The organism is Sapientia aquatica (assembly GCF_004358105.1).
Classification (GTDB): domain Bacteria; phylum Pseudomonadota; class Gammaproteobacteria; order Burkholderiales; family Burkholderiaceae_D; genus Solimicrobium; species Solimicrobium aquaticum.
In genome coordinates, this window is record NZ_SMYL01000005.1 from 179,774 (window position 1) to 204,545 (window position 24,772).

Annotated in this window: 22 protein-coding genes; 10 read left to right on the forward strand and 12 right to left on the reverse strand. The window is 47.0% G+C overall.

What is annotated here, in order from left to right; all coding sequences use genetic code 11:
* The first annotated feature begins 6 nt into the window (after nt 1–6).
* The 6 genes from nuoL (at nt 7) to E2I14_RS11800 (ending at nt 6,962) form a co-directional block, all read left to right on the forward strand.
* Nucleotides 7–2,061 (forward strand): NADH-quinone oxidoreductase subunit L, encoded by a 2,055-nt coding sequence (gene nuoL / locus E2I14_RS11775; RefSeq protein ID WP_133328702.1) that lies wholly within the window; start codon nt 7–9, stop codon nt 2,059–2,061.
* 21 nt (nt 2,062–2,082) lie between these two features.
* A complete protein-coding gene (locus tag E2I14_RS11780) occupies nt 2,083–3,576 on the forward strand; it encodes an NADH-quinone oxidoreductase subunit M (protein WP_133328704.1) in 1,494 nt (497 codons plus the stop codon).
* Nucleotides 3,577–3,631: 55 nt separating this feature from the next.
* The gene (nuoN, locus tag E2I14_RS11785) at nt 3,632–5,113 is read left to right on the forward strand and encodes an NADH-quinone oxidoreductase subunit NuoN (RefSeq protein ID WP_133328913.1); all 1,482 of its coding nucleotides are present in this window, start codon (nt 3,632–3,634) and stop codon (nt 5,111–5,113) included.
* On the forward strand, nt 5,113–5,418 hold the full coding sequence (locus E2I14_RS11790) for a DUF2818 family protein (protein WP_406675709.1): 306 nt from the start codon (nt 5,113–5,115) through the stop codon (nt 5,416–5,418). The genes nuoN and E2I14_RS11790 overlap by 1 nt, the downstream gene beginning before the upstream one ends.
* 5 nt (nt 5,419–5,423) lie before the next feature.
* Complete coding sequence (locus tag E2I14_RS11795; protein WP_206105636.1) at nt 5,424–5,993, forward strand: NUDIX domain-containing protein; 570 nt, start codon at nt 5,424–5,426, stop codon at nt 5,991–5,993.
* A 216-nt stretch (nt 5,994–6,209) separates the two neighbouring features.
* Nucleotides 6,210–6,962, forward strand: a complete 753-nt coding sequence (locus E2I14_RS11800; RefSeq protein ID WP_133328707.1) for an OmpW/AlkL family protein — start codon at nt 6,210–6,212, stop codon at nt 6,960–6,962.
* Between the two features lie 102 nt (nt 6,963–7,064).
* On the opposite strand, the gene E2I14_RS11805 is transcribed toward E2I14_RS11800, so the two are convergent.
* The gene (locus E2I14_RS11805) at nt 7,065–8,693 is read right to left on the reverse strand and encodes an electron transfer flavoprotein-ubiquinone oxidoreductase (RefSeq protein WP_206105637.1); all 1,629 of its coding nucleotides are present in this window, start codon (nt 8,691–8,693) and stop codon (nt 7,065–7,067) included.
* Nucleotides 8,694–9,033: 340 nt separating this feature from the next.
* On the opposite strand from E2I14_RS11805, the gene E2I14_RS11810 reads away from it, so the two are divergent.
* Nucleotides 9,034–9,810 (forward strand): SDR family oxidoreductase, encoded by a 777-nt coding sequence (locus tag E2I14_RS11810; RefSeq protein WP_133328711.1) that lies wholly within the window; start codon nt 9,034–9,036, stop codon nt 9,808–9,810.
* A gap of 41 nt (nt 9,811–9,851) precedes the next feature.
* Nucleotides 9,852–10,247 (forward strand): acyl-CoA thioesterase, encoded by a 396-nt coding sequence (locus E2I14_RS11815; protein WP_133328917.1) that lies wholly within the window; start codon nt 9,852–9,854, stop codon nt 10,245–10,247.
* Between the two features lie 73 nt (nt 10,248–10,320).
* Here the strand turns inward: E2I14_RS11815 and E2I14_RS11820 are convergent, their stop codons facing one another.
* The 8 genes from E2I14_RS11820 to E2I14_RS11855 form a co-directional block, all read right to left on the reverse strand.
* On the reverse strand, nt 10,321–10,728 hold the full coding sequence (locus E2I14_RS11820) for a GtrA family protein (RefSeq protein ID WP_133328713.1): 408 nt from the start codon (nt 10,726–10,728) through the stop codon (nt 10,321–10,323).
* Nucleotides 10,729–10,738: 10 nt separating this feature from the next.
* Complete coding sequence (locus tag E2I14_RS11825; protein WP_133328715.1) at nt 10,739–10,957, reverse strand: hypothetical protein; 219 nt, start codon at nt 10,955–10,957, stop codon at nt 10,739–10,741.
* Between the two features lie 92 nt (nt 10,958–11,049).
* On the reverse strand, nt 11,050–12,939 hold the full coding sequence (locus tag E2I14_RS11830) for an MASE3 domain-containing protein (RefSeq protein ID WP_133328717.1): 1,890 nt from the start codon (nt 12,937–12,939) through the stop codon (nt 11,050–11,052).
* 126 nt (nt 12,940–13,065) lie between these two features.
* Nucleotides 13,066–13,899, reverse strand: a complete 834-nt coding sequence (locus tag E2I14_RS11835; RefSeq protein ID WP_133328719.1) for a universal stress protein — start codon at nt 13,897–13,899, stop codon at nt 13,066–13,068.
* 24 nt (nt 13,900–13,923) lie between these two features.
* Nucleotides 13,924–14,778, reverse strand: coding sequence for a Crp/Fnr family transcriptional regulator (locus tag E2I14_RS11840; protein WP_319945931.1), 855 nt, complete (start codon nt 14,776–14,778; stop codon nt 13,924–13,926).
* Between the two features lie 31 nt (nt 14,779–14,809).
* The gene (locus E2I14_RS11845; RefSeq protein ID WP_133328721.1) at nt 14,810–15,196 is read right to left on the reverse strand and encodes a response regulator; all 387 of its coding nucleotides are present in this window, start codon (nt 15,194–15,196) and stop codon (nt 14,810–14,812) included.
* Between the two features lie 196 nt (nt 15,197–15,392).
* On the reverse strand, nt 15,393–16,079 hold the full coding sequence (locus E2I14_RS11850; RefSeq protein ID WP_133328723.1) for a Fe2+-dependent dioxygenase: 687 nt from the start codon (nt 16,077–16,079) through the stop codon (nt 15,393–15,395).
* A 7-nt stretch (nt 16,080–16,086) separates the two neighbouring features.
* On the reverse strand, nt 16,087–18,312 hold the full coding sequence (locus E2I14_RS11855) for a TonB-dependent receptor (protein ID WP_133328725.1): 2,226 nt from the start codon (nt 18,310–18,312) through the stop codon (nt 16,087–16,089).
* Nucleotides 18,313–18,966: 654 nt separating this feature from the next.
* Here E2I14_RS11855 and E2I14_RS11860 point away from each other — a divergent pair.
* A complete protein-coding gene (locus E2I14_RS11860; RefSeq protein ID WP_133328727.1) occupies nt 18,967–19,746 on the forward strand; it encodes a substrate-binding periplasmic protein in 780 nt (259 codons plus the stop codon).
* A gap of 132 nt (nt 19,747–19,878) precedes the next feature.
* On the opposite strand, the gene E2I14_RS11865 is transcribed toward E2I14_RS11860, so the two are convergent.
* Genes E2I14_RS11865 through E2I14_RS11875 form a run of 3 tightly spaced genes read right to left on the reverse strand, consistent with a single transcriptional unit; the run spans nt 19,879 to nt 22,774 of the window.
* Entirely contained in the window at nt 19,879–20,694 is an 816-nt protein-coding gene (locus tag E2I14_RS11865; RefSeq protein ID WP_206105630.1) for an SAM-dependent methyltransferase, read from the reverse strand.
* An 18-nt stretch (nt 20,695–20,712) separates the two neighbouring features.
* Nucleotides 20,713–22,551 (reverse strand): diguanylate cyclase, encoded by a 1,839-nt coding sequence (locus tag E2I14_RS11870; RefSeq protein ID WP_133328728.1) that lies wholly within the window; start codon nt 22,549–22,551, stop codon nt 20,713–20,715.
* Between the two features lie 4 nt (nt 22,552–22,555).
* Nucleotides 22,556–22,774, reverse strand: a complete 219-nt coding sequence (locus E2I14_RS11875; protein ID WP_133328730.1) for a hypothetical protein — start codon at nt 22,772–22,774, stop codon at nt 22,556–22,558.
* A gap of 337 nt (nt 22,775–23,111) precedes the next feature.
* Here E2I14_RS11875 and E2I14_RS11880 point away from each other — a divergent pair, with 337 nt between their 5' ends.
* The gene (locus E2I14_RS11880) at nt 23,112–24,668 is read left to right on the forward strand and encodes a long-chain-fatty-acid--CoA ligase (RefSeq protein WP_133328732.1); all 1,557 of its coding nucleotides are present in this window, start codon (nt 23,112–23,114) and stop codon (nt 24,666–24,668) included.
* Nucleotides 24,669–24,772 lie beyond the last annotated feature (104 nt).

Genomic DNA, 24,772 nt, shown 5'->3' on the forward strand with positions numbered 1-24,772 from the left:
AAAATTATGACGGTAGGGCAGATTAACCCACAATTACTTTTAGCGGTGCCGTTGGCGCCACTGGCAGGTGCTGCGATTGCAGGTCTGTTAGGGACTAAATTCTTAGGGAACATAGTTGGTCGGAAAATTTCAACAGGCGCGACCATTCTTGGCGTGCTAGTTGCGTTAATCATTTCTGTGTACACATTGCTTGCGGTACTCGATGGAGCGAGCTTCAACGGCACCATTTACCATTGGATGAATGTCGCTGGTTTGAAACTGGAAGTTGGTTTCCAAATCGATAGCTTGTCGGCCATGATGATGTGCGTCGTCACTTTTGTGTCGCTGATGGTGCATATTTACACAATCGGCTACATGGAAGAGGACGAAGGCTATAACCGTTTCTTTGCTTATATTTCCTTGTTCACGTTTTCGATGTTAATGCTCGTGATGAGCAACAACTTTTTGCAACTGTTCTTCGGATGGGAAGCCGTTGGCTTGGTTTCTTATTTGTTGATTGGATTCTGGTACACCAAGCCAACTGCTATTTTTGCCAACATGAAGGCATTTTTGGTCAATCGAGTTGGTGACTTTGGTTTTATTCTTGGTATCGGTTTGATCGTTGCGTACACCAACACGATGAATTACCAAGAGGTATTTGCAAGCAAAGACGTATTGCTCAACGGCGTGTTGCCTGGCACCAGCTGGATGTTAGTCACCGTGGCTTGTATCTGTTTATTTATCGGCGCTATGGGTAAATCAGCCCAATTCCCTTTACACGTTTGGTTGCCAGATTCGATGGAAGGCCCAACTCCGATTTCGGCCTTGATTCACGCTGCGACGATGGTGACCGCTGGTATTTTCATGGTGGCGCGCATGTCCCCGCTATTTGAATTATCGGATACAGCTCTGTCATTCATCATGATCATCGGGGCGATTACAGCGTTGTTCATGGGATTCTTGGGAATTATTCAAAACGATATTAAACGCGTCGTTGCGTATTCGACCTTGTCGCAATTAGGTTACATGACCGTTGCTTTAGGTGCTTCTGCATACTCGGTTGCGGTATTCCACCTGATGACGCATGCGTTCTTCAAAGCGTTGTTATTCTTAGGCGCGGGATCGGTAATCATCGGGATGCACCATGACCAAGATATTCGTAACATGGGCGGCTTGCGCAAATACATGCCGATTACTTGGCTCACTTCCTTAGCTGGTTCGCTGGCATTGATTGGTACACCATTCTTCTCAGGCTTTTATTCTAAGGACAGCATTATTGATGCGGTCATGACTAGCCATTTGGTTGGTTCAGGTTTCGCTCAATTTGCGGTGCTGGCGGGTGTTTTCGTGACGGCCTTTTACTCATTCCGTATGTATTTCCTGGTGTTCCACGGCAAAGAGAATTTTGGTCATGCACATGACCACCACGATGATCACCACGATGCCCACGCGGATCATGACGAACATCACGGTTTGGCTCCAGGCCAAAAGCCGCATGAATCACCATTAGTGATCTGGCTGCCGCTAGTATTGTTGGCGATACCTTCAGTTTTGATTGGTTACTTCACTATTGAACCAATGTTGCACGGAACATTCTTTAAAGACGTTATTTTTGTGAGCTCGCATCACGAAGCGATGCAAGAGTTGAGTGAAGAGTTCCACCACGTTGGCGGGGCAGTTGGAATGGCGTTGCATGCATTTACGTCGTTGCCGTTCTGGTTGGCGTTAGCTGGGGTTGCAACATCCTACGTGTTTTATATGGTGAAACCGGAAATCCCAACCGCGATCAAGAAGAATTTCAGCGCGATTTACACTTTGCTAGACAATAAATACTACTTAGATAAATTCAACGAAGTAGTCTTTGCTGGTGGCGCAAGACTGTTGGGCGGTGGATTATGGAATGTTGGTGACAAAGGGTTGATTGACGGCTTAATCGTCAATGGCAGCGCCAAGTTAGTTGGTTGGTCATCAAAAATCTTACGTACGATCCAGACCGGTTATATCTATAACTATGCCTTTGTCATGATCCTTGGCGTGTTGGGATTCCTGATTTATTTCATGCCAAGCCCATTTACTAAATAAGCAGACGATAAGAATATAACCATGATGCAGTCAACTTCCATTTTATTAAGTCTCGCGATCTGGCTTCCGATCGCTTTCGGGATATTTGTTATCGCTGTCGGTAATGATGAAAATCCAGGTTTAGTTCGAATCATTTCGTTAATTGGCGCTGTCGCCAGTTTCCTTGTCACGCTTCCTTTGATCAGTGGATTTGATAACGCTGCCCATGGAATGCAGTTTGTCGAGCACGCTAGTTGGATCGCGCGTTTCAATGTTAATTATTTCCTCGGTATCGACGGTATTTCTTTGTGGTTAGTCATCTTGACTGCATTCATCTCGATCATTGTTGTGGTCGCTGGCTGGGTGGTCATTGAAAAGCGCGTTGCTCAATACATGGGCTCATTCCTGATTTTGTCTGGCTTGATGATCGGCGTATTCTGCGCCTTAGACGGATTGCTGTTTTATGTGTTTTTTGAAGCGACCTTAATTCCGATGTACATCATTATCGGTATTTGGGGCGGCGCTAACCGCGTTTATGCTTCGTTCAAGTTCTTCTTGTACACATTGATGGGTTCGTTGTTGACATTGGTTGCCATCATTTATTTGTACTCGTTGTCGGGCAGTTTTAGTATTTTGGATTGGCATCAGTTGCCTCTGACGTTGCATCAACAAATCTTGATCTTCTTGGCGTTCTTAGCCGCTTTCGCGGTCAAGGTGCCAATGTGGCCGGTGCATACATGGTTGCCAGACGCGCACGTCGAAGCGCCTACTGGTGGTTCAGTCGTATTGGCCGCGATTATGCTGAAATTAGGTGCTTACGGTTTCCTACGTTTTTCGTTGCCGATCGCGCCCGACGCAAGTCACTATCTGTCCGGCTTCATCATCACGCTTTCGCTGATCGCCGTTATTTATATTGGTTTGGTAGCGTTGGTACAGACCGATATGAAAAAGTTGGTGGCATATTCCTCAATTGCTCACATGGGTTTTGTGACACTTGGATTCTTTATGTTTAACGACATGTCGGTTCAAGGTGGCTTAGTGCAAATGATTTCGCACGGATTTGTCTCTGGCGCGATGTTCCTTTGCATCGGTGTATTGTATGACCGCGTCCACTCCCGTCAAATCGTGGACTACGGAGGAGTAGTCAACACGATGCCTAAGTTTGCAGCTTTCTTTGTATTATTCTCGATGGCCAATTGCGGATTGCCGGCAACCTCCGGATTCGTCGGTGAGTTCATGGTGATTATTGGTGCGGTTAAATTTAATTTCTGGATCGGCTTGTTAGCTGCAACAGCATTGATCTTCGGCGCGGCGTATTCGTTGTGGATGGTCAAGCGTGTCGTGTTTGGTGCTGTGGTTCACCAACATGTTAAGGAATTGGTTGATCTGAGTTCGCGTGAATTCTTGATGTTGGCGGTGTTGGCAATTGCCGTGTTGGCGATGGGTTTATATCCAGAACCATTTACCGCAGCCATGCAGACTAGTGTGACCGACTTGTTAGCGCATGTAGCAAAAACTAAAATAAACGCTTTTTAATTTACAAGGCAAATTAATTCGCCTTGATATTTAAGGCCATACAGGCAAAAAAATGATGAATTTTACACCGGCATATCCTGAAATTTTCTTATTGTTAGCGATCGCTGCGATCCTGCTAATTGACATGTTTTTGTCTGATTCAAAACGTGTGGTAACCCATTATTTGTCTTTGTTTGCATTAGTCGTTACTGCTTTGCTCACAATGTCTGATTTGGGTTCTGGTACTTCCGAATACACCTTCAACAATATGTTCTTGTCAGATCCAATGTCTAACATGCTGAAGCTGTTTTCGTATTTGGCGGTGGGCATGACTCTGGTATATAGCCGTCAGTACAGCACCGATCGTGGAATTTTGGGCGGTGAATTAGGTGGCGAATTTTATGTGTTAGCGCTGTTTTCTTTGCTTGGGCAGATGGTGATGATCTCAGGTAATAACGTCCTGATTATCTATCTCGGCTTGGAATTGATGTCGTTGGCACTGTATGGCTTGGTCGCCTTACGCAGAAATAATGTTGGTTCAACAGAAGCGGCGATGAAATATTTTGTGCTAGGCGCTTTGGCATCGGGTTTCCTGCTGTACGGAATTTCAATGCTGTATGGCGCAACTGGAACGCTGGATTTGTCGGAGATTGCTCGCATCAGTTCCTCGGTTACTGCCAATAAAACGATTTTGGTTTTCGCTATCGTGTTCATTGTTTCAGGCCTTGCATTTAAATTAGGCGCAGCACCGTTCCATATGTGGGTACCGGACGTATATCAAGGTTCACCAACAGCCGTAACGTTGTTGTTGGGCGCGGCGCCAAAGTTGGCGGCATTCGCGATCTGCTTTAGATTGTTGGTGGAAGGTCTGTTCACACACGCGGTAGATTGGCAACAGATGTTGATCGTGTTATCGGTCTTGTCGATGGCAGGTGGTAACATCGTGGCGTTGGCACAAACCAACTTGAAACGGATGTTGGCCTACTCGACCATCTCGCACATGGGTTTCATGTTGTTGGGCTTTGTTTCTGGCGTATCTAATGGGCACGTCGATTTAAATCTGGCCGCGAGTGCTTATGCATCGTCCATGTTCTACGTTATTACTTACGTCATTACAACGCTGGGCACGTTCGGTATGATTTTGCTGTTATCCCGTAACGGTTTCGAAGCTGAGCAAATCGACGACTTAAAAGGTTTGAGTAAACGCAGCCCGTGGTTCGCGCTGGTCATGTTGATGTTGATGTTCTCATTGGCTGGTATTCCTCCATTGATGGGTTTCTACGCTAAGTTTTCTGTATTACAAGCAGTGTTGGGCACAGGGCAGGTTTGGTTGGCAGTGGTGGCCGTATTGTTCTCGCTAATCGGTGCGTTCTATTACTTACGCGTGGTTAAAGTAATGTGGTTTGATGAGCCTGCAGATGACAACAAGATTGTTGCTGGAGCCGACATACGTTTGGTGCTGAGCTTAAATGGCTTAGCCGTGATTGCACTTGGTGTCGTACCAGAATCGCTGATGAATGCTTGCTTGGTGGCGATTACCAAAACTTTGGCGTCTTAATGCAACTGCCGTACGCAGTTTGGAGTTTGATTATATTGGCACTGATCGGTGCCAATATTCCGTTTTTGAATCAGCGCTTGTTTGCGCTGATCCGCTTGAAAAATTCCAGTTCTAAAAAATCCTTTTGGCTCCGCCTAGTTGAGTTGGCGGTGTTTTATTGTGTGCTCGGTGGCGTGGCATATCTACTGGAAGCAAATATCGGGAACGTATTTACCCAGACTTGGGAGTTTTTCGCGATCACAGTTTGCTTGTTTATTGTTTTCGCTTTCCCCGGTTTTGTGTATCAATATCTGCGTCGCCAATGAATGATATCGACAAACATTTAACCGAAACTTTCGTTTCCGGCGACTTGGTCTTTGACGGCCACTTCCTCAAAGTGCAGCGCGATCAAGTCACTCTTCCTGATGGCAGTTTGACTCAGCGCGAGTATATTCGTCACCCTGGTGCGGTTGTTATTCTTCCTGTCTTTGACGATGGAACGGTTTTATTGGAACGCCAGTATCGGTATCCATTAAACCAAGTTTTCATCGAATTCCCCGCCGGTAAAATTGATCCCAATGAAGATCCACTAGCTTGCGCAAAGCGTGAGTTACTTGAAGAAACTGGCTATTCTGCAGATTCGTGGGAGTTCGTTTGTACCATTCATAACGCGATTGCGTATGCTGACGAACACCTTGAAATCTACTTGGCGCGCGGTCTGCACGCTGGGCAACAGAAATTGGACGAGGGCGAATTTTTAGAAGTGTTTCGTGCGCCATTAACCGATGTCTGCGAGTTGGTTAGAACTGGAAAAATCACCGATGTCAAAACAGTGATCGGTGCTTTCTGGTTAGAAAAAATCCAATCGGGACTCTGGAGTCCTGCAACGCCATCAAACTAATCCAAACTAATCAAGTTTTATTCGTGCAACTTCCACACTTTGTCTGAATCGAACAAACATTCTAACTTTGTTACTTTGAGAACAGTTAGAATGCAACCCGTTTGCTCAATTACCGTTCTAAAAATTTAACACTCTTGTTGATTTTAATTCGGTAAGTAGTCCGAGCAAAATCTTTTGCTGTTACAGCGCTATAAAAACAATTTTTTGGAGAACCCCATGCAATTCACAATTTCATCCGTCACTAAACTGGCTGCTTTGACTGTATTAGCTGCTTCAACTTCAGCTGCATTTGCTCAATCTGCTGGCGACACTATCGTTAGCGCAGGCTGGGCAAACATTGCACCACAAGATTCAAGCACACCATTACAGATTACTGGTCCTGCTCCATTGGCACGTACTTTGACTGGCACTGGCGCTAGTGTCGACAAAACCAATACATTAGGTTTTGCTGTGTCACGTTTTATCACCGACAACTGGGTAGCATCCTTGGATTTGGGTGTTCCGCCAACATACAAATTGTATGGCACCGGATCGTTGTCGTCAGTTGGTCAAATCGGCGAAGCTAAACAATTAGCGCCAGCTTTGTTGGGTAAGTACTACTTTGGTGATGCTCACACTGCTTTCCGTCCATATGTTGGCTTGGGCGTAACTCGTGTTAGCTACACTGGCGTGTCGTTGACATCAAATTTCCAAAATACTGTTGCCGGTACTTTGGGCTTGCTCAGTGGTGGTAAAGTAGTTGCTGGTGGCACTTCGGCAAACTTGGAAAGCTCATGGGGTTCAGTATTTAACGTGGGCGCATCGTATGCAATCAATAAAGATTGGTACGCTGGTCTTTCCGTTTCTTACGTTCGTTTAAAAACAACTGCTGATTTGACGACTTCTTCAAACATCGGCAACGTAACAAGCACAACCACATTGACATTGAATCCTATCGTGACTTACTTGTCAGTCGGCTACCGCTTCTAAGCTGAAGGTTTTAACGCCAAGCTGATTTAGCTTGGCGTCGAAAAGAAAAAAAAGCCGCTAATCAAAAATTAGCGGCTTTTTTCTATTTCAGATGAATCCGAGTTACATGTTCGGGTAATTCGGCCCACCACCGCCTTCAGGCGTGACCCATACGATATTTTGTGTCGGGTCTTTAATATCACATGTTTTGCAATGCACGCAGTTCTGCGCGTTGATTTGCAATCTGTCCTTACCTTCATCCGTTTTAACAAACTCATACACGCCAGCAGGGCAGTAACGTGCTTCTGGTCCGGCATATTGCGCCAGGTTAATTCCAACGGGCACATCTGGATTTTTTAAGGTCAGATGAATTGGCTGGTCTTCAGCGTGATTGGTGTTGGAAATAAATACCGACGACAGGCGATCAAAGGTCAGCTTGCCATCTGGCTTCGGATAAACGATCGGTTCAAATTCGGAAGCAGGGCGAAGGCATTCATGATCGGCATGCTGGTGACGCAACGTCCACGGCGCTTTACCTTTGAAAACAATCTGGTCCACTCCAACCATCAACGCACCCAAATATAAGCCTTTGGCTAACCACGGTTTTACGTTGCGTGCTTTATGCAATTCTTTATGCAGCCAAGAATCTTTGAATGCGGCGGTGTAGCTAGTTAATTCGTCGCCGGAGCGGTTTTCAGCTAGCGCAGCGAAGATGGACTCGGCGACTAACATGCCGCTCTTCATGGCGGCGTGGCTGCCTTTGATGCGGCTCATGTTTAAGAAACCTGCATCACAGCCAATTAATGCGCCGCCCGGGAAAGTCAGCTTAGGCAACGATTGCAATCCACCCGCAGTAATAGCGCGCGCGCCGTAGGAGATACGTTTGCCGCCCTCAAAAAAGGTCTTGATCGATGGATGGGTTTTGTAGCGCTGGAATTCTTCGTACGGAGACAAATACGGATTGGCGTAGCTCAAACCAACTACCAAGCCGACCGCAACTTGATTGTTCTCTAAGTGATATAAGAATGAGCCGCCGTAGGTGTCGGAATCCAATGGCCAACCCGCCGTGTGCACAACCAAACCGGGTTGATGTTTAGCGGGATCGATTTCCCATAATTCTTTGATACCGATACCGTAAGTTTGCGGATCGCATTCGGCGTTCAAATTGAATTTTTGCATCAACTGTTTACCCAAATGTCCGCGTGCGCCTTCGGCAAACAGCGTGTATTTGGCATGCAGTTCCATCCCTAGCTGGAACGCGGCGCTTGGCGTGCCATCGTGGCTGACGCCCATATTGCCGGTTGCAACACCTTTGACGGAACCATCGTCGTTATACAGAATTTCTGCCGCTGGGAAACCAGGGAAAATTTCCACACCCAAGACTTCCGCTTGCTGCCCCAGCCAACGCACCACATTAGCCAGCGAAATGACGTAATTGCCGTGGTTTTGGAAGCAATCGGCCAACATCCAGTTTGGCGTTTGGTACGAGCTGCTCTCGGTAAGCATTAAGAAACGGTCTTCCGTTACTGGTGTGTTGAGCGGCGCGCCGAGTTCTTTCCAGTTGGGGAAGAGTTCAGTGATCGCAATTGGATCCATGACTGCGCCGGACAAAATGTGCGCGCCTAATTCGCCGCCTTTTTCTAAAACGCACACGGAAACTTCTTTGCCTTGAGCTTGCGCTAATTGTTTGAGTTTAATTGCCGCGGATAAGCCAGCTGGGCCGCCGCCAACGACGACAACGTCGTATTCCATGGTGTCGCGCGGGCCAAATTCTTCAAGCAGGTTGGTAGTCATAAAGGAGTTCTCTGGTGTGATTTAGGATAAATTTAGTACGGTCGTGCTAATTTCTTTTCGGAATCATATAGGGAAGCGGTAAAATGGGCAAGGTAGGGCTTATTCGAAAGCGTTAAATTATCTCAGAGTGCCCCGCAATATGCATTAAATGACTGGTTTAGTTCAGTTTTCATCATAAGTTCTTCGGTTGAAATTGCAACAGTTATGGCATCATGCGGCATAATCTTTTTTTGATATTCATTTTTTGCAGCGTGCAATCGCATCGGTCGGTTGATATTTATTATTTTTGGAGACGGTAATGGGAATAGAAGTCAATTTTGAGGGAAAAATTGCATTGGTTACAGGCGCATCGAGCGGTTTGGGTGCGCGCTTTGCGAAAGTATTAGCGCAAGCTGGTGCACAAGTTGTGTTGGCTGCTCGCCGGATTGACCGTTTAAAAGAATTGCGCGCCGAGATCGAAGCCGAAGGCGGCGCAGCGCACATGGTGGAACTGGATGTGACCGATTATGCCAGCATCAAATCGGCCATCGCCCACGCGGAAACCGAAGCCGGCCCGATCGACATTTTGATTAATAATGCCGGCGTTTCGACCACGCAGCGCTTGCTCGATGTTACGCCCGATGATTACGCCTACGTAATGGACACTAATCAACGCGGTGCATTTTTCGTCGCACAAGAAACAGCGAAACGCATGGTGGCGCGCGCTAAGGGCGATCCTAAGAAGCAACATCGCATCGTCAATATCGCCTCTGTTGCAGGCATGCGCGTTTTGCCGCAAATCGGAATTTACTGCGTCAGTAAAGCCGCTGTGATTCAAATGACCAAAGCGATGGCCGTTGAATGGGGTAAATATGGAATCAATACCAATGCGATTTGCCCGGGCTATATTTCTACCGAAATTAATCAAAGTTATTTCGATAGCGAAGCCGGTAAAAAACTAATGAGCTTATTGCCGCGCAACCGTGTCGGAACGCCGGAAGATTTAGACGGTTTGTTACTGTTGCTGGCGTCAGAAGAATCGCGCTTCTTGAATGGTGCTATTGTCAGTGCCGACGACGGGTTGAGCGTGCAATGAGTGTAACGAGTTCAATCAATAAAGAAGTTGCTCAGCCTGAAATGAAGTTGGTTCACACCAGCGTAATGCCGGTACGTTGGGGCGATATGGATGCGTTTGGTCATGTCAACAACACAGTTTATTTTCGCTATATGGAGCAAGCGCGGATTGAGTGGATGGCGTCGTTTATGGACTTAAGTCAGCCAGCCACGGTTGCTCCTGTTTTGGTGAACGCGCAATGCGACTTTTTGCGCTCGCTGAAATATCCCGATCAAATCGAAGTCGCGATGTATATTGCCACGCCGGGCCGTTCTAGTTTCGAGACGCACTATGAGATTTTTCGCTTAGGTGAGCAAAAAATCTTGTGCGCCCAAGGCAAAGGAAAAGTCGTTTGGGTGGATTCAATTTTAGAAAAATCCGTCCCGCTTCCTGAGTCGGTTCTGGCGCAGTTTAAGTAGATTTAAATCAGCAGCTCGTAAAAAACGCACTTGGCGCTTGATGGCGGCAAGTGCGTTTTTTATTGGGATAAATTTAGTGCGCCTTATGTTTAAACGCCCACCATTTACTGCCTGAAAAATTCCAGATTAAGCCAATTCCGGTGGTGACGATTTGAGCTAGCCACAAATACCAGTTCCAATAATCGTGGAATAAAATCATCAAGCCAAAGTTAATACACCAACCAACACCCAGCAGAGAAAAGTACTTGGTGGCGGCTTCTTTGTGCGATTTTTGGCTGCCAAAAGTGAAGAAGTAATTCAACACGTAATTGACTACCGAACCCAAAATATACCCAATGGCCGAGGCGATTGCTGCGTTCATTAGGAAGTAGTTCACGCCTATCCATAGGCAGGCATATTGCACCAAGGTGCCGGATAAGCCGACAGCGGCAAAACGCAAAAACTGGTGGAATAGGGCGGTTAATTTGGGACTTAATTGCATAGGGTTGATGTTATTTTTGATTGGTTTGTGCTTCGATGACTTTGCGCTGATTTTCCGCGTCGATTTGCATTTGCTTTTCTAATTCTTTGGATTTTTGCAGCGTATCACGTGCTGGCCCAGCGATAACAAACGCGGGTTTTTCTTCCTCTTGTTTTTTGTCGGTTTTGCCGCAGGCGCTTAAGCCGAATGCTAAGAGTAATAAAGTGGAAGTCAGTAAAACTTGGCGCATGATAAGTTCTCCAAATGGGTTGTGGTTACGTGGTATTTGCTTGCAAATTGAGTACGATTGCCTGATGCGAAAAGCGCTAAAAAATCGGACCTTTATTTAGTCGGTTCAGTCGGTATCGATACTTCAATACTCGTCCCATGTTCATCGCCCGTAATCGTTAGTTCGCCCTGTAAAGCCCGCACTCGCTCGCGCATGCCGACCAAGCCAAACGATTGGCGCTTGCGGAAATCTTCCTGTGCAATTCCACGTCCGTTATCTTGAATTTTAAAATGCACTTGACCTTCTGCTTGACTCAAACAGATTTGCACCTTGGTCGCTTGTGCGTGGCGCACGACGTTGGTGAGCGACTCTTGAATGACGCGATAAATCGTGGTGCTGATTTGATCATTCAGAATCAATTCACCTTCAACTGCGCTAAGTTCGCATTCGATCTGGTGGCGTTGATTAAACTCTTTTTGCAATGAAAGCAGTGCAAAAAATAATCCACCTTCGTCCAAAGCGCGTGGTCGTAAATCGGTAGCTATTCGACGTAGCGTAGAAATTGAATTCAACAACAACTTATCCATGCTCTGGAAAATAGGCTGGGCGGCTGGATTGTCGGGGATGCGCTTTTCTAAAACGGTTAAATCCATGCGCAGGGCCGCCAGTAATTGGCCTAAATCATCGTGCAATTCGCGCGCGATATGCTTGCGTTCCTCTTCGCGCACAGTTTGTAGCGATTGGGATAAATTGCTTAACTCTTGGTGATACTGATCCATTTTTTCTTTGGCGAGCTTGCGATCAGTAATGTCTCTAAATATGACCGTGTAAAAGCGTTCCCCGTCTTCGACCAAGCTGGAAATCGATGCCTCAATCGGAAATTCTTGGCCATTTTTCTTCAAGCCAGTAACCGAAAAATCCGCACTTTTTATCCCCATTTGGCGAATCGATACGCCGGTTTTACCAAATTGATCGACATGTTGCGCATGGCCTTTGCGATGATGCATGGGAATACATTGATTCAAATTCATCCCTATCATTTGCTCAGGCTCGTAGCCAAAAAAACCTTCGGCTGCGGCATTAACCAGCACGATTCGATGTTGTGAATCGATGGTGATGATGCCATCGGTGGCGGTTTGGATGATGCCAGTTAAGCGACTGCGGTTTTTTTGAACTTCTAAGCGTGCTACCGTAAGTTGGTTGAACGGCACGCGGATACTTACTGTGACGATGCTGAAATACAGGCTTAAGGCTGCAATAAATTTATACAGTTGGCCGATCGTGATGAGCAACTCATTGGTTTGGTGAAAATTGGATAGGCAAAATTCCGACATCGCCAAAACTGTGCAGGCTGCAAACAAGAACGATTTCTCGACCCGATCTGCATGGGCTTGGGCGATCTTGGTTTGGTAATAGAAAATCGCCCCAGAGACCAAGAACAATGCGATCAGCAAACCTTCCAATCCTTGCCTCACGGCGTAAGACCAGGTATTGACTTGGTCTAGCGGCGGGATTTTGTCGAAATAGACAAATACTAAAAAACTGACTAGAGCAACGCCGCACAGCGAGGCTTCCAGCACCCAGCGTGAATGCCGTTTAGACAAATCGCTTGAGAGCCGCTCAATGGCGACCAGTAACAAAATGATCGCAGCAGTAATGCGCCATAAAAAGCTAAATAGCAGCGTGGCTTGTTGGTAACTGCTTGACGTAAAACTGGGGATGGCGCTGGTAATGTTGAAGAAACTGAAAATCGCCACGCATAAAAAACCAATCGCCAACACCACCGAGCGCGATTGCCGGTGAATACTGTAGGCGTTCCAGCTCACGATAAAAATGGAAAAAAATAACACCACGCAAACGAGTTCGATTAAAAACCGAAATGGCACTGGTTTGAGTTCGCCCAAAGCGGGCAGATGCGTATTAAAAACTAGGGATAGTAGTAGGAAGGCAAATAGAGCAAACACGCTGCGGCGCGCGATGACTAATTCTCGTGGGAGCTTCATCTGGCTGAATTGGTGGGAAAAGAATCAATTTTAGTTGATTCCAAGAAAAAACAGGATGTTTTCGTCAAAACACCCTGTTTAAAGCACCACGCACTTCGTTGATTGGATGGGGGAAAAGCCGTTAGGCTAGTGCGACATGAACACAGGAATAGTCATGCTCTCTAAAATAGTACGTGTTGCGCCGCCCATAATCATTTCTTTAAAGCGGGAATGTCCGTAACCACCCATCACAATTAAATCGGAATTCAAATCGGCCGACAGCGACAATAAGGCGTTGCCAATGTCGAGCTTGGTGCGATGTACGGAGACTTCTAAGCGGATGCCGTGGCGCGCTAAGTAGGCCGCAATGTCAGCACCGGGTTGTTCGCCGTGCACATCGTTTTTGGGATTAATAATGGCGACATGCACCAAGTCAGATTTTTTCAGTAAAGGAATGGCGTCCGTTATAGCGCGGGTGGCAGCGCGGCTGCCGTCCCAAGCGATTAGTGGGCGTTTGCCGATATGATGAAATTCGCCTGCGTACGGAATAATCAAAACTGGACGGCCAGAATTTAAGATCATGTATTCCGGAAAATCATCCATCACCGCAGGAGATGATTCTTCTGGATTGGTCTGTCCAACGACCACTAAATCACAATAACGTGCTCTTAAACCTATCCCGCCAACGGCGTCGTCTTGGGTCACCGCGCCATCGAAGGAATCGACACCGATTTGCTCGACCTGTTTCTTAAAGTCCGTCACATTTTGATTGGCTCGCTCGCGCAGATATTCGAGGTGGCTTAATAGGCTGGGATCAACGCCATTGATATTGCCGTCTTGGTAGATAAAGCGCGACACGCCAGTATCGGCAATCCCGACTAAATGGGCATCCAACTTAATCGCCAGTTCGGCGGCGAGTTGGATGCGATAAGGCGAACGCGAGGTGTCATCAATGTGCACCAAAATTGTTTTATAGGACATGGTAACTCCCTGTGACAAATCGACTTAATTCAGTGCCGGTGCCATGCCCCATGCGGAGATGGTCGAGCTTTGAAAGCATTCTGAGATTTTGGCTTTCAGTTTGTTGGATGGCAACTTGCGCAAATTTCTTAACGCTTCCGCGTCATTGATGCAAATATGACGTTGGCTGACCGATATTAAACCTAATTCATTGAGCGCGGACAGAGTGCGGCTCACGGTTTCCAAGGTTAAACCGAGGTAGCTCCCGATATCATTGCGTGTCATGCGTAAATTGAAGGTCGATTTGGAATAGCCTAATAAGAAGAAACGTTCCGACAAAGACAGCAAGAATTTCGCAACGCGGGCTTCGGCGCTGGCCGAGCCATGAATGCTTAAACGTGTTTGTTGACGGGCTAATTCCTTGCTCATCAAACCAAAGATGGCTTGGCCGAGTTGATCGTAGCTGTGGCTTAAGGTCGCGATGGTTTTGTATGGGAGCAAAATAATGTCGCAGTCCGATAAAGCAATCGCCTCGGAACTGTGATGGGCGCAGTGAATACTATCCATGCCCAAAACGTCGCCCTTCATTGGGAAACTGAGCACTTGTTCGGTACCGAACTCATCAAACAAAATCGTTTTGATAAAGCCGGAATTAACCAAGTACAGCGAATCAAAATTTTGACCCAATGTATGAATCCGTTGGCCCGCTTTAAAGTGCATATGTTGGAACAATACGTTTTCGCGCTGCAATGCTTGTGGCATCGGCACGTGTAAGAATTCGGCGACTTCGGCTAGGTTAGACCACAATTTATTTTGCGATGTCCAGTTGGTGCAAATTGGAGCGGACTCTTTTTGCATCATGTGAGCGACTGGGCGTTCTAAGGTAGATTCTTGTAACATGAGGATCTCTCTTTCTTGGTTGTGAGCCATACTAGTTATGTAGCCAAAGTTGTAATAAAGGGATAAGTTGATCGCTGTCGGTCGATTTGTCTAAAAAACTATCTGCTCCGGCGCGCATTGCTAATTTTCTGCATTCTTCATCGGCGTGATTGCTAAATACGACTACCTTGATTGTTGGGATGGATGCTTTAATTGTTTTTAATAATCCCAAGCTGTTTCCGTCTGGTAGCTGTGTATCTAAAATCACCGCTTGTACTTCTTCCGTGTCTTCCACGTATTCATTGTTTTTTAAAATTAACCGCGTTGCCGTTGCCAAGTCGCCTGCAATACTGCTGACGTGGATTTCAGGAAATTGCTCGATCATATTTTTTAAACGTTCTTGAATATGGACGGAGTCTTCAACGATGCATACATTCATAGTCTTGCTTGCGGTTCTGTTTTCATGCGAGCAGTATCTGGCATTTGCGTCAGATAAGAAATCAGCGTTGGCTGATTCACAATGTCGGAAATTGGACAGCCGTGTAGGAGATTTCCTACAGGCGAGCTTGCGCCAGCGCAAGCAGGTTGCGCTGATTGGGAAGGGATCTTGCGAGGGAGTTTGAGCTAAGCGCGCCTTAGGTTTGAGCCCATTGGCGCAGTACGTTGTGATAACAACCGACTAAAGTGCGGCGTGCGTTTTCGTCCGCATTAGTTTGGTTGAGCTGCTGAATCGCGTTATCCATGTCAAACAAGATGGCGCGTTGCGCATCGTCTCTGACCAAACTTTGAATCCAAAAAAAACAAGCCACACGCGTGCCTCTGGTTACCGGCGTGACTTGATGCAAGCTCGTGGATGGGTAGAGCACCATATCACCCGCGTTGAACTTAGCGCTGTGCATCCCATAGGTGTCGTTGATTTGTAATTCGCCGCCATCGTAGTCGCTTGGCTCGGCTAAGAATAAGGTGGCGGAAATATCGGTACGTAATTTTTGTCCGGTATGCGGATGAATTCTTACGCTGCCATCCACATGCGCGCCAAAAGTCATACCTTCGCTATAACGATTAAACATTGGCGGATAAACGACATTGGGCAGCGCTGCGCTGATGAATAAGGGATTGCGCTCCAAGGCCGATAACACGATGCGCTGACACTGATGCGTGATCTCGGACTTTTCATCGCATTGCTGATTAAACTTCACCGGCGCGCCTTGATAGCCCGCGGTCGCACGCCCATCCACCCACGCCTCAGGATGTTGCGCTAACAGCGTTTGTACCGCGTTTAGTTGCTCCAAATTGAGCGCGTTGGGGATGTGAATGAGCATAGTTTTCCTACATGCGATAAGTCAATGACAACATAGCGGAGCGTCCGGTGCCCGGAACCGCGCGACCGCCATCGGATGGGATTAAATTATCGTAGTACATCTTGTCGGTTAAATTAAATAAATTTAACCGCACGGTGTAGTTTTGCTTGTTATACGCCACCGTTGCATCCCAGCGAGTAAATCCGCCGACCCGCACTGTATTGGCAGAATTAGCAAAGCGTTCCGACATATAGACCGGTCCGCCGCCGACTTCCCACCGTGGAGTCAACTCATAAGTCAGCCAGCCGGTGAAACTGTTTTGCGGAGTGTTTGTGGTGCGTAAGCCGTTGGTTCCATCTACTGCAGAAATCACCCTAGCATCAAGGTAGGTGTAGTTGGCCGATAATTGCAATTGCTTGTTCACCCGCCCACTCAGACCCGTTCTAAAACCATCAACGCGGACTTTGCCGACCAAATCATACACGCCGGGGCTAATTTGGTTACGGGCGTTTTCTTTGGTGATTTGAAACACCGCAGCGGAAGCATCGAGTTTGTTGTCGGCTAATTCCCATTTACCACCGAGTTCATACGAGTGATTTTTCTCCGGATCGAGATTTTGTTGGCCGGCTGTACCGGTTAATTGCTCCAGCGACGGATTGAATGAAGTGCCATACGACACATAATACGATTGCGCCCGATCAGGCTGCCAGATTCCGCCCAAACGCACACTGGTAAAGCCAACGGTTTGGTCCGCACCAGCTAAGGCAGTGCTGCCCGGCGTATTCACTTTATTGATCGAGTTACTAATGCTGGCCACAAAGCGGTCATAGCGCAAGCCGCCGGTTAATTTAAAGTTAGGCGAAATGGTCCACGTATCGTTGAGATAAGCCGCTACCGTATTAGCGGAACCGCCCGCGCGATTACCGGTAAAGCGTTTAACGCTTGTCGCCGTGCTGGTGTGAGTTGGATCGGTGAGCGAGAGGCAATCGACTACGCCGGTCGTTGATCCTGGTTTATTGAGTGGCACGCCGTTGCAATTGCCTTGGCGGTAGTGGCCTTGATTGTCGTAACCATCGTGACCGACTTCAATGCCGCCGATTAAGTCATGAGTGAATTGTCCGGCAGTTACTTTGGCGATGATTTCGCTTTGATTGAAGATCGAATAATCGCTAATCTCACGATCACGACTTTGACGTCGCACACTCAAACTCGATAACGGTAGATTACCAGCCCCGCTTGCAGGCAACGCTGTAAAGCCCGCTGCGCTGACGGTGCCAATTGATAATGGGGCGGTTTCGACTGCATCAGTTTTTACCGAATTGAATTGCACCTGATTACGCAGGGTAACCGTTGGTGTCAACTTGTGTTCGATGGTGTTATTGAGGTTGGCGATGGTGGAAATAGTGCGGTCGCTATCCAAGCCGTAAGCCGCATTGCGATCAACTTGCACTGGTTTGCCATTGAGCGGTAGCACGCCCCAATCGGGTTCGTCGTGATTTTTTTGCAGCAGGGCGGATAGGGTAATTTCGGTTGGTGTGTTCATGCCCCATTTGATTGACGGGGCAATCCCTGCGTCGCGTTGATTGCTCAAATCACGTGTGGTGGCATCGCCGCCTTGCGCCATCCCCATAATGCGCACAGCCGACGTTTCGGACAGCGGTGTATTTTTATCGAAGGTGCCGCGCACTTGGCCGTTGGTGCTGACCGAACCTTGGAGTTCGGTGAAATCTTTAGTGACTGGCTTTTTGCTGACTTGATTAATCACGCCGCCGGTTGAGCCGCGTCCGAATAACATCGAAGAAGGCCCCATTAGCACTTCCACCGCGTCGAGTGAAAACGTATCGCGGTAATACTGACCGCGATCTCTAAAGCCATCTAAATAAATGTCGGTGCGCGCCGAAAAGCCGTTTAAGTTGATGTTGTTCCCGATCTGCCCACCCTCGGCAGCGCCCAAGGTGATGCCGGACACATTACGCAAGGCCTCAGCCAGAGAATTAGCACCTTGCGATTCCATCAGCTCTTTATTGACCACCGTGACTGACTGGGGAATATCGCGCAACTCAGCGTGTAATTTGCCTACGTTGATGTTACCGGGTGCGAAGTTATTCTTGGTGCCGTCAATATCGACTTGATGAACTGGTGCGGGCGACGCTAATGGAGCAGGTGCGGGCGCAGGTACTGGGTCAGCGTGGACTATTGCAGGGCTAGTTGTTAGCGCAAACAGCGCGGCGGCGATCGGGGTGCGGCGAATCATTACTAATTTCTCCTGAGTGAATATGATTGATTGAATCTTACTAAAACGAACTGAATTATAATCTAAATGCGAATCATTCCTATTTAATTTTAGAGAATTTATTTAATTTTTGTGCCGAATAATAGTTTGGTCTTGACAACTAAATCGACTATTGAGCCCAGCGTATCGTGCTTGAAGTTACGGTAATAGTCGGAAGATAGGCGAATAAAGCCGTAATAAAAGCGAGTTTGGTTACTTTTCGAGGGATGTGAAGTGACATCGAAGTCATCTAATTGTGAATTAATTTCAGATAAATCTTGAATTACGGCCAGCGCTAAACCAATAATAAATTGATAAACCGCCACCAAACGGCCTCAACGAGAATTGCAAGCGCGACAAATGTAGCGATGTGCCGTTCAAAGTGCGTCGTGTTTAGTGCAGTGAGCGCGCGTTTAAATTGGAAAGTCTTCTTAATCCGAGCCCAATGGCGAGTATCTCTGCGAACTATCAACTGCACACAAAGCCCGAGAAAAATAAGGTCGAACTCCCGCCATAAATCATTACCGCGATGTAGTTTGGCAAATAATTTGAAACATAAAGTATTGTTCGCCAGCAAATTTTGTAAATTAACGTTAATATGTTTTGCTGGAAACAAAATGCAAAGAAATTATTGAAATGCTCAAACGATTTTTACCCTGCTTGTTGTTCTTTCTGGTGCAAGCCCTGCACGCGCAAACCGCCACGCCTACCAAAATTTGCGGCGATCCCAATCCAAGTGAATGGATCACGCCCGCCACCCTAGCGCAACATCCAGAGTTGTCTGCGGTCACCGGTATCTCGGTCGATATGATGCGAGCGGTGTTTAATGTGCTGGGCAAAGAAGTGATTGTTACTGCCGATTTGCCGTGGAAGCGCTGCTTAAACGAAGTCCAAAACGGCAATATCGATTTTGCGATGGGCGCTTATTACGATCAAGAGCGCGCCAAGACGTTTGATTATTCAATCCACTACAACACGCTCACACCACAAATTTTTTATTTGAGCTCCAACCTAGTAACGGCAGCCAGTTTGAATGAACTCAAACGCTATAAAGGTTGCGGTAATTACGGTTCTAGTTATGAACACTATGGTTTGAGTGCAGCCCAACTTGATTTAGGGGCGGGTTACGATTCCATGATTCGAAAACTGCGCGCTAAGCGTTGTGATTATTTTGTTGAGGAGCTGGAAATCATCGCCAGTTTTAAAATGTTTGGTAAAGATATTTTGAGCGAACCCGAAATTGCTCACTCGAACGCACCGTGGGCGGTGGCTCCATCGCGCTATGTGATTACCGCCAAGGGCAAAAATGCCAAGCTGCTAGAACAAATTAATCACGCGCTAGAAGGCTTGATTAAATCCGGCAAAGCTGCCGAAATCTGGAAGACTGGCCTTGGTGCGATTCCCTACAAGCCTTAAATTACTCGCGGGTGAATTTATCCTTAACATGGCACGAAAAAAAACGGCGTACAACTCAATGTACGCCGTTTTCTATTTCCGAATCACGCCTTAGTCAGCGTTAATTATTCCGCATAAAACAGGGCAGGGACTTCACGCCGCAGCGCGTAAGCGTTCCAATTCTTTTAGTTGGTGCATGATGTCTTCGTCGTATTGCATACTTTGCGCCGCTGGAATAACTAACGTGGTGTGCTGCTTCAAACTGGCACTGGGCAAATCACCCAAACGAATTTTTTCAGCTCGTGTTTGCTCTAGCGCGTGGGTCGCTGCTTCGTACAAAATCACCTCATGGTCGAGCGAATAGGTGCGCGCTAATTTATTAACGATGATCTGTAAATGCGCTGGCTCGGTGTCGTAACGTTTTAAGGTCAAGTCACCAGCAATCCCGATTTGCCACACCACAAACAGGGCGGACGGGTCGATGACGCGCTCAAAAATCATAAACTGTGTGGCTTCCATCGAAATCATGCCGTTGTTGCCCGGATCAATGCCCAGATCAGCAACCAAACAATCCAATGCCGAGATGCCTGGTTCCATGTGCGCTTCAAATCCTTCAGCGCGTGCATCTTTAATGGCCATGTGCGAGATGCAGGCGAAGATGCCGGGGTGTCCATAAAACGCAGCGCAGACTTTTTTTCCAGCGCGGACTTCTGCCAAAATCGTGTCAGCCATGCGGCGATAGGTATCGCGTCGATTTTTACCGTCGAGTTGGGCGTCGTCGTAATGATCGAGAATGCACACGTAGTTCTTGGCGACGCCTTTAAGCCATTCACGGGTGAACATATTCGGAACCGCCGCAAATACGACATCAAACGATTCAATATAGCTCTTAGATAACGGTGTTAATTGTCCTGCCATGCGCAAGCCCGTGCCGACGCACACTAATTTGCCTATTTTTTTCTCGGTCATTTTGGTTTCTTTTAAAATTTATGCTGCGATAGAACTGGATTCGTTTGCCTTGGTTGTAGGCGTTGGGGTCTCTGGTAAGCCCATTGATTTAGAGACGACAACACAATTACGGCCTTCGGCTTTTGCTTGGTAGAGCGCTTTATCGGCTGCTTCTAATAAAGCGGGGAAGTTACGATCATCGTTGAGACCTAAGTAGGCAATGCCAAAGCTTGCGCTAAGTGGGAATTGCACGCCCGAGGGCTCGGTATTAATTTTTTCAATCGCGGCACGGCAGCGCTGGGCGATTTGCCATGCGGTAGTGACATCCGTATCGGGCAAGCAAATCGCAAATTCTTCCCCACCCAGACGACCAAATAAATCACCGCTACGCAATTGCGTGCTGACCGTTTGGCAGACCGCCAGCAAAACCCAGTCGCCAACGGCGTGACCATGGTTATCGTTAATGCGTTTAAAGAAATCCATGTCGAACAAGATTAAGCTGACAAATTGGTTGTGCGCTTCAACGATTTCCTCGGTACACGACAGGAAGTGATCGCGTGTGCTGATGCGCGTTAAGGCATCGATTTGCGTCTTGATTCGGAAGACATTTTTTTGCAGAGTGACTTTCCACACATACAATCCAAGTGCTGCGGAAACGATGAAGGCCAATGCAATAATCAGTGTCAGATTTTCGCTATTCTTTTTCTCTAATTGCTTTTCAATTGCTAGGATTTTATTTTGACGTTCAAGCATGGTGACTTGATTCGACTGATCTTGAACGTTAAATTTTACCCGTTGGTAGGCAATATTTTTTTGTAGTTCCTCGTCCAGTAACGCATTCTTTTTCTCGATCGCTTTTTCGGCATAGTCAAGCGCGCTGGCATACTGACCCTGGGCGCGTTTAATCAGTGCAAGGGTTTCTAAGGATTTTTCAGTTTGCTGAGCTAGTTTCTGAGAATCGGCAGTTTTATATGCCATCAACGCAAAGTGTTCAGCTTCCTCTAATTTTCCTCTATGGAGGTATGCAGTAGCGAGGCTCTCCTCCAACCTTGTGGCATCCTTGGTATTTAGAATTGACTCAGGAAACGCTTTCAACGCGGTTAATCCGGCATCAATTCCATTTTGGTAGTGATGATTTTCGATTAAATCGATAGCGCCGATCGATTCAACTATCAGAGAAATATAATGCCAGTTAATGGCGTCGCAAGCCTCTATCGCAGTTTTAATATGATCGTTAGCAACGGAGCTCTGCTTAAGCATCACATATATGTCAGCCCGATCTGCACTAGCGATACATTTTGCAGCAGATATATCGAGTTTTGATCCTTGTATATCAAACATTCGCTGAGCGTATTCCAGGGATTCTTGGTAGGCGTGGATTGAGTTGTGCAGATCTATTGCGCTCTGTAATGTGTCGATTTGTGCAATAGCATCGGTGACCTTAGGCAAAATTGCTATGCCTTGATTCATGGTATTCAGTGCTGACTCATATTCGCCCAGAGCGAGGTAGGAAATAGTCAGTTGGTAAAGAAATTTAGACTTGGTATTGGCTTCATCTTCGGAGTTTAAAAAGCCATTAATAAATGAAATATTTTCTTGGTGCTTACCAAATAAAGCTAACAGTGAAGCTTTTATTAAGCGAAAGTGCAGAAGTTGTGCGGGGGTAAACTTGTCTTGCTGCGCCTGCAATTCCTCTAGTTCCTTGCTTGCTAGTTGCTGATTGCTGGTCGAAATTTGCTGAACGTGTTTGAGTGATTTTTCGACTTCGTCACTTTCCGATGCGCGCACAATTGACAGAAAGCCCCCAGCGAAAAATAGAAACACCACGACTACAAAAAATTGTAGAAGTGCTCTATCTCGTGAGGACTTAGTTGCCACAGACTTAGTGATTGATGAACTGCGGCACTGTGATCATTGGCATTTCTGCTGCGCTAATGCCAATGGCCTGGGCCACTTGCTTGTGATCACCAGAGAGCATGGCTTGCTTCTCGTCATCTGATAAACCAAAATTGTCCATCGCTTGATGCGGGTCTTGAGTATGTGCAGCGATACCATCGGCGTTTTGATCAAGGTGATTCAAGTAGTCGAGTAATTTAGACATTGTTAAAAGATTCCAAAAGGTAAAGTTGATTGGGAGCAAGTATATTATGTCATTTCGACACAGTTGTAACCAATTGTTTTACCGTTTGGCGATAATTTGCAACAAGTCATTAAATTGTCATCGTTTTCATCGCTGGTCGTGAATGTATTTAGGCTCTGGGTGCTCGTAAATCGATTGGTTTGGATTTAGGTTGATTTTGTCGAGGCCAACATTGGCTAAATCGTCTTTTCGGACGAGGTCTGGCCGCGCAATTGTTCGTACGATGGATGTCCATGGTTGGTGCCTGTGAAATCAAGCCAGAGCAACGACTATAAGAACAATGAAAAGCGGAGATAGCATGAATCTTACTCAAGCACTGCATCATGGATTGCGGGAGCGACCTCATCAAACGGCGACCGTATTTCGTAAACGTCGGCAAACCTATACTCAATTTGTGGAGCGCGTCGCACGCTTTGCCGGGCTGTTGCAAGGAGTGGCTGTTAAGCGTGGGGCGCGGGTCGCTATCTTGAGTTTGAATTCGGATTATTACCTTGAGTATTTATATGGCTGCTTTTGGGCGGGGGCGGTGATTAATCCGGTCAATATTCGCTGGACCGTCAACGAAATTGCTTATTCACTCGACGATTGCACCACGGCGGTATTACTCGTTGACGACACCTTTAAACATTTGATTGAGCCCTTGCGTACTTTATCGAGTTCGTTACAAACCGTGATTTATATCGGTGAGGCCGCTTGCCCAGAAGGGATGCTCAGTTTCACTACGTTGATGCAGGACGCGCCAGCTGTGCCGGATGCTAATGTAAATGAACAAGACTTAGCCGCTATTTTATATACCGGCGGGACAACAGGTCAGCCTAAGGGTGTGATGCTCAGTCACGCTAATTTATGCTCAGATGCGTTGAGTGCGATTGAGGTATTCCAAAGTGGCAAAATGGTCACTGGCTTACTGACGGTTCCGCTATTTCATGTTGGTGGAATTGCGGTATTGATTCAACTAATAACCCGATTGTCGACGGCGATTGTTCTGCCATCTTTTTCATCCAAAGCGGTACTAGCCATGATTGAGAAAGAGGAGGTGACGGAGTGCTTTCTAGTTCCGACGATGATCAAGATGCTAATAGAAGATTCTGATTTTGCTAAGTACGACACGTCGAGTTTGATTCAGATCTTTTATGGTGCCGCACCGATCGACAGCAATTTATTAAATCGTGCAATTACACAATTTCCTCGTACCGATTTTGCTCAGGTGTACGGTATGACCGAGCTCTCGCCAGTGGTTGCGGTGTTGCCTTCTTGGTACCACACGGTGGATGGACAAAAGCAGGGCAAGTTGGGTGCAGCCGGACGTCCTATACCCAACGCAGAGATCAAAGTCGTGAATGAGGTTGGTGAGGAGGTCGCAAGCGGTAGCTTCGGCGAAATTATTGCCCGCGGCCCGATGCGGATGATGGGATATTGGAACAAGCCAAAGCAAACGGCCAAAGCGTTGCGTAACGGCTGGATGCACACCGGCGACGCAGGATACATCGACGCTGATGGTTTTTTATACGTAGTTGATCGGCTCAAAGACATGATCGTCACCGGTGGCGAGAACGTGTATTCGGCTGAAGTAGAAAACGCGATTTTAACATTACCGCAAATTTCGCAGTGTGCAGTCGTCGGTGTGCCGGACGACAAATGGGGCGAGCGGGTGCACGCGGTAGTGGTATTGCGCGACGGTCAAACGATCAACGATCAAGCGATTATTACCCATTGTAGAAAAATCATTGCCGGCTACAAGTGCCCGAGCAGTATCGAATACCGTTCAGCCTTGCCAATCTCCGCAGCAGGAAAAATATTGAAATACGAATTGCGCGATCCACACTGGCAAGGCCGATCCCGCAAGGTTGGGTAGTCTACGAATTCACTTCATCTGGGGCGCTGCGCTGGATTGGCGCCCCAGTCTCTAGATACATCGGTGTCAACCACGTTATCTAAAGCATTATTCAAGCAGCGGAA

Coding starts and splice junctions, on each gene's coding strand:
- nuoL (WP_133328702.1), top strand. CDS start 7: ATGACGGTAGGGCAGATTAACCCACAATTACTTTTAGCGGTGCCGTTG.
- E2I14_RS11780 (WP_133328704.1), top strand. CDS start 2,083: ATGATGCAGTCAACTTCCATTTTATTAAGTCTCGCGATCTGGCTTCCG.
- nuoN (WP_133328913.1), top strand. CDS start 3,632: ATGAATTTTACACCGGCATATCCTGAAATTTTCTTATTGTTAGCGATC.
- E2I14_RS11790 (WP_406675709.1), top strand. CDS start 5,113: ATGCAACTGCCGTACGCAGTTTGGAGTTTGATTATATTGGCACTGATC.
- E2I14_RS11800 (WP_133328707.1), top strand. CDS start 6,210: ATGCAATTCACAATTTCATCCGTCACTAAACTGGCTGCTTTGACTGTA.
- E2I14_RS11805 (WP_206105637.1), bottom strand. CDS start 8,693: ATGGAATACGACGTTGTCGTCGTTGGCGGCGGCCCAGCTGGCTTATCC.
- E2I14_RS11810 (WP_133328711.1), top strand. CDS start 9,034: ATGGGAATAGAAGTCAATTTTGAGGGAAAAATTGCATTGGTTACAGGC.
- E2I14_RS11815 (WP_133328917.1), top strand. CDS start 9,852: ATGAAGTTGGTTCACACCAGCGTAATGCCGGTACGTTGGGGCGATATG.
- E2I14_RS11820 (WP_133328713.1), bottom strand. CDS start 10,728: ATGCAATTAAGTCCCAAATTAACCGCCCTATTCCACCAGTTTTTGCGT.
- E2I14_RS11825 (WP_133328715.1), bottom strand. CDS start 10,957: ATGCGCCAAGTTTTACTGACTTCCACTTTATTACTCTTAGCATTCGGC.
- E2I14_RS11830 (WP_133328717.1), bottom strand. CDS start 12,939: ATGAAGCTCCCACGAGAATTAGTCATCGCGCGCCGCAGCGTGTTTGCT.
- E2I14_RS11835 (WP_133328719.1), bottom strand. CDS start 13,899: ATGTCCTATAAAACAATTTTGGTGCACATTGATGACACCTCGCGTTCG.
- E2I14_RS11840 (WP_319945931.1), bottom strand. CDS start 14,778: ATGTTACAAGAATCTACCTTAGAACGCCCAGTCGCTCACATGATGCAA.
- E2I14_RS11845 (WP_133328721.1), bottom strand. CDS start 15,196: ATGAATGTATGCATCGTTGAAGACTCCGTCCATATTCAAGAACGTTTA.
- E2I14_RS11850 (WP_133328723.1), bottom strand. CDS start 16,079: ATGCTCATTCACATCCCCAACGCGCTCAATTTGGAGCAACTAAACGCG.
- E2I14_RS11855 (WP_133328725.1), bottom strand. CDS start 18,312: ATGATTCGCCGCACCCCGATCGCCGCCGCGCTGTTTGCGCTAACAACT.
- E2I14_RS11860 (WP_133328727.1), top strand. CDS start 18,967: ATGCTCAAACGATTTTTACCCTGCTTGTTGTTCTTTCTGGTGCAAGCC.
- E2I14_RS11865 (WP_206105630.1), bottom strand. CDS start 20,694: ATGACCGAGAAAAAAATAGGCAAATTAGTGTGCGTCGGCACGGGCTTG.
- E2I14_RS11875 (WP_133328730.1), bottom strand. CDS start 22,774: ATGTCTAAATTACTCGACTACTTGAATCACCTTGATCAAAACGCCGAT.
- E2I14_RS11880 (WP_133328732.1), top strand. CDS start 23,112: ATGAATCTTACTCAAGCACTGCATCATGGATTGCGGGAGCGACCTCAT.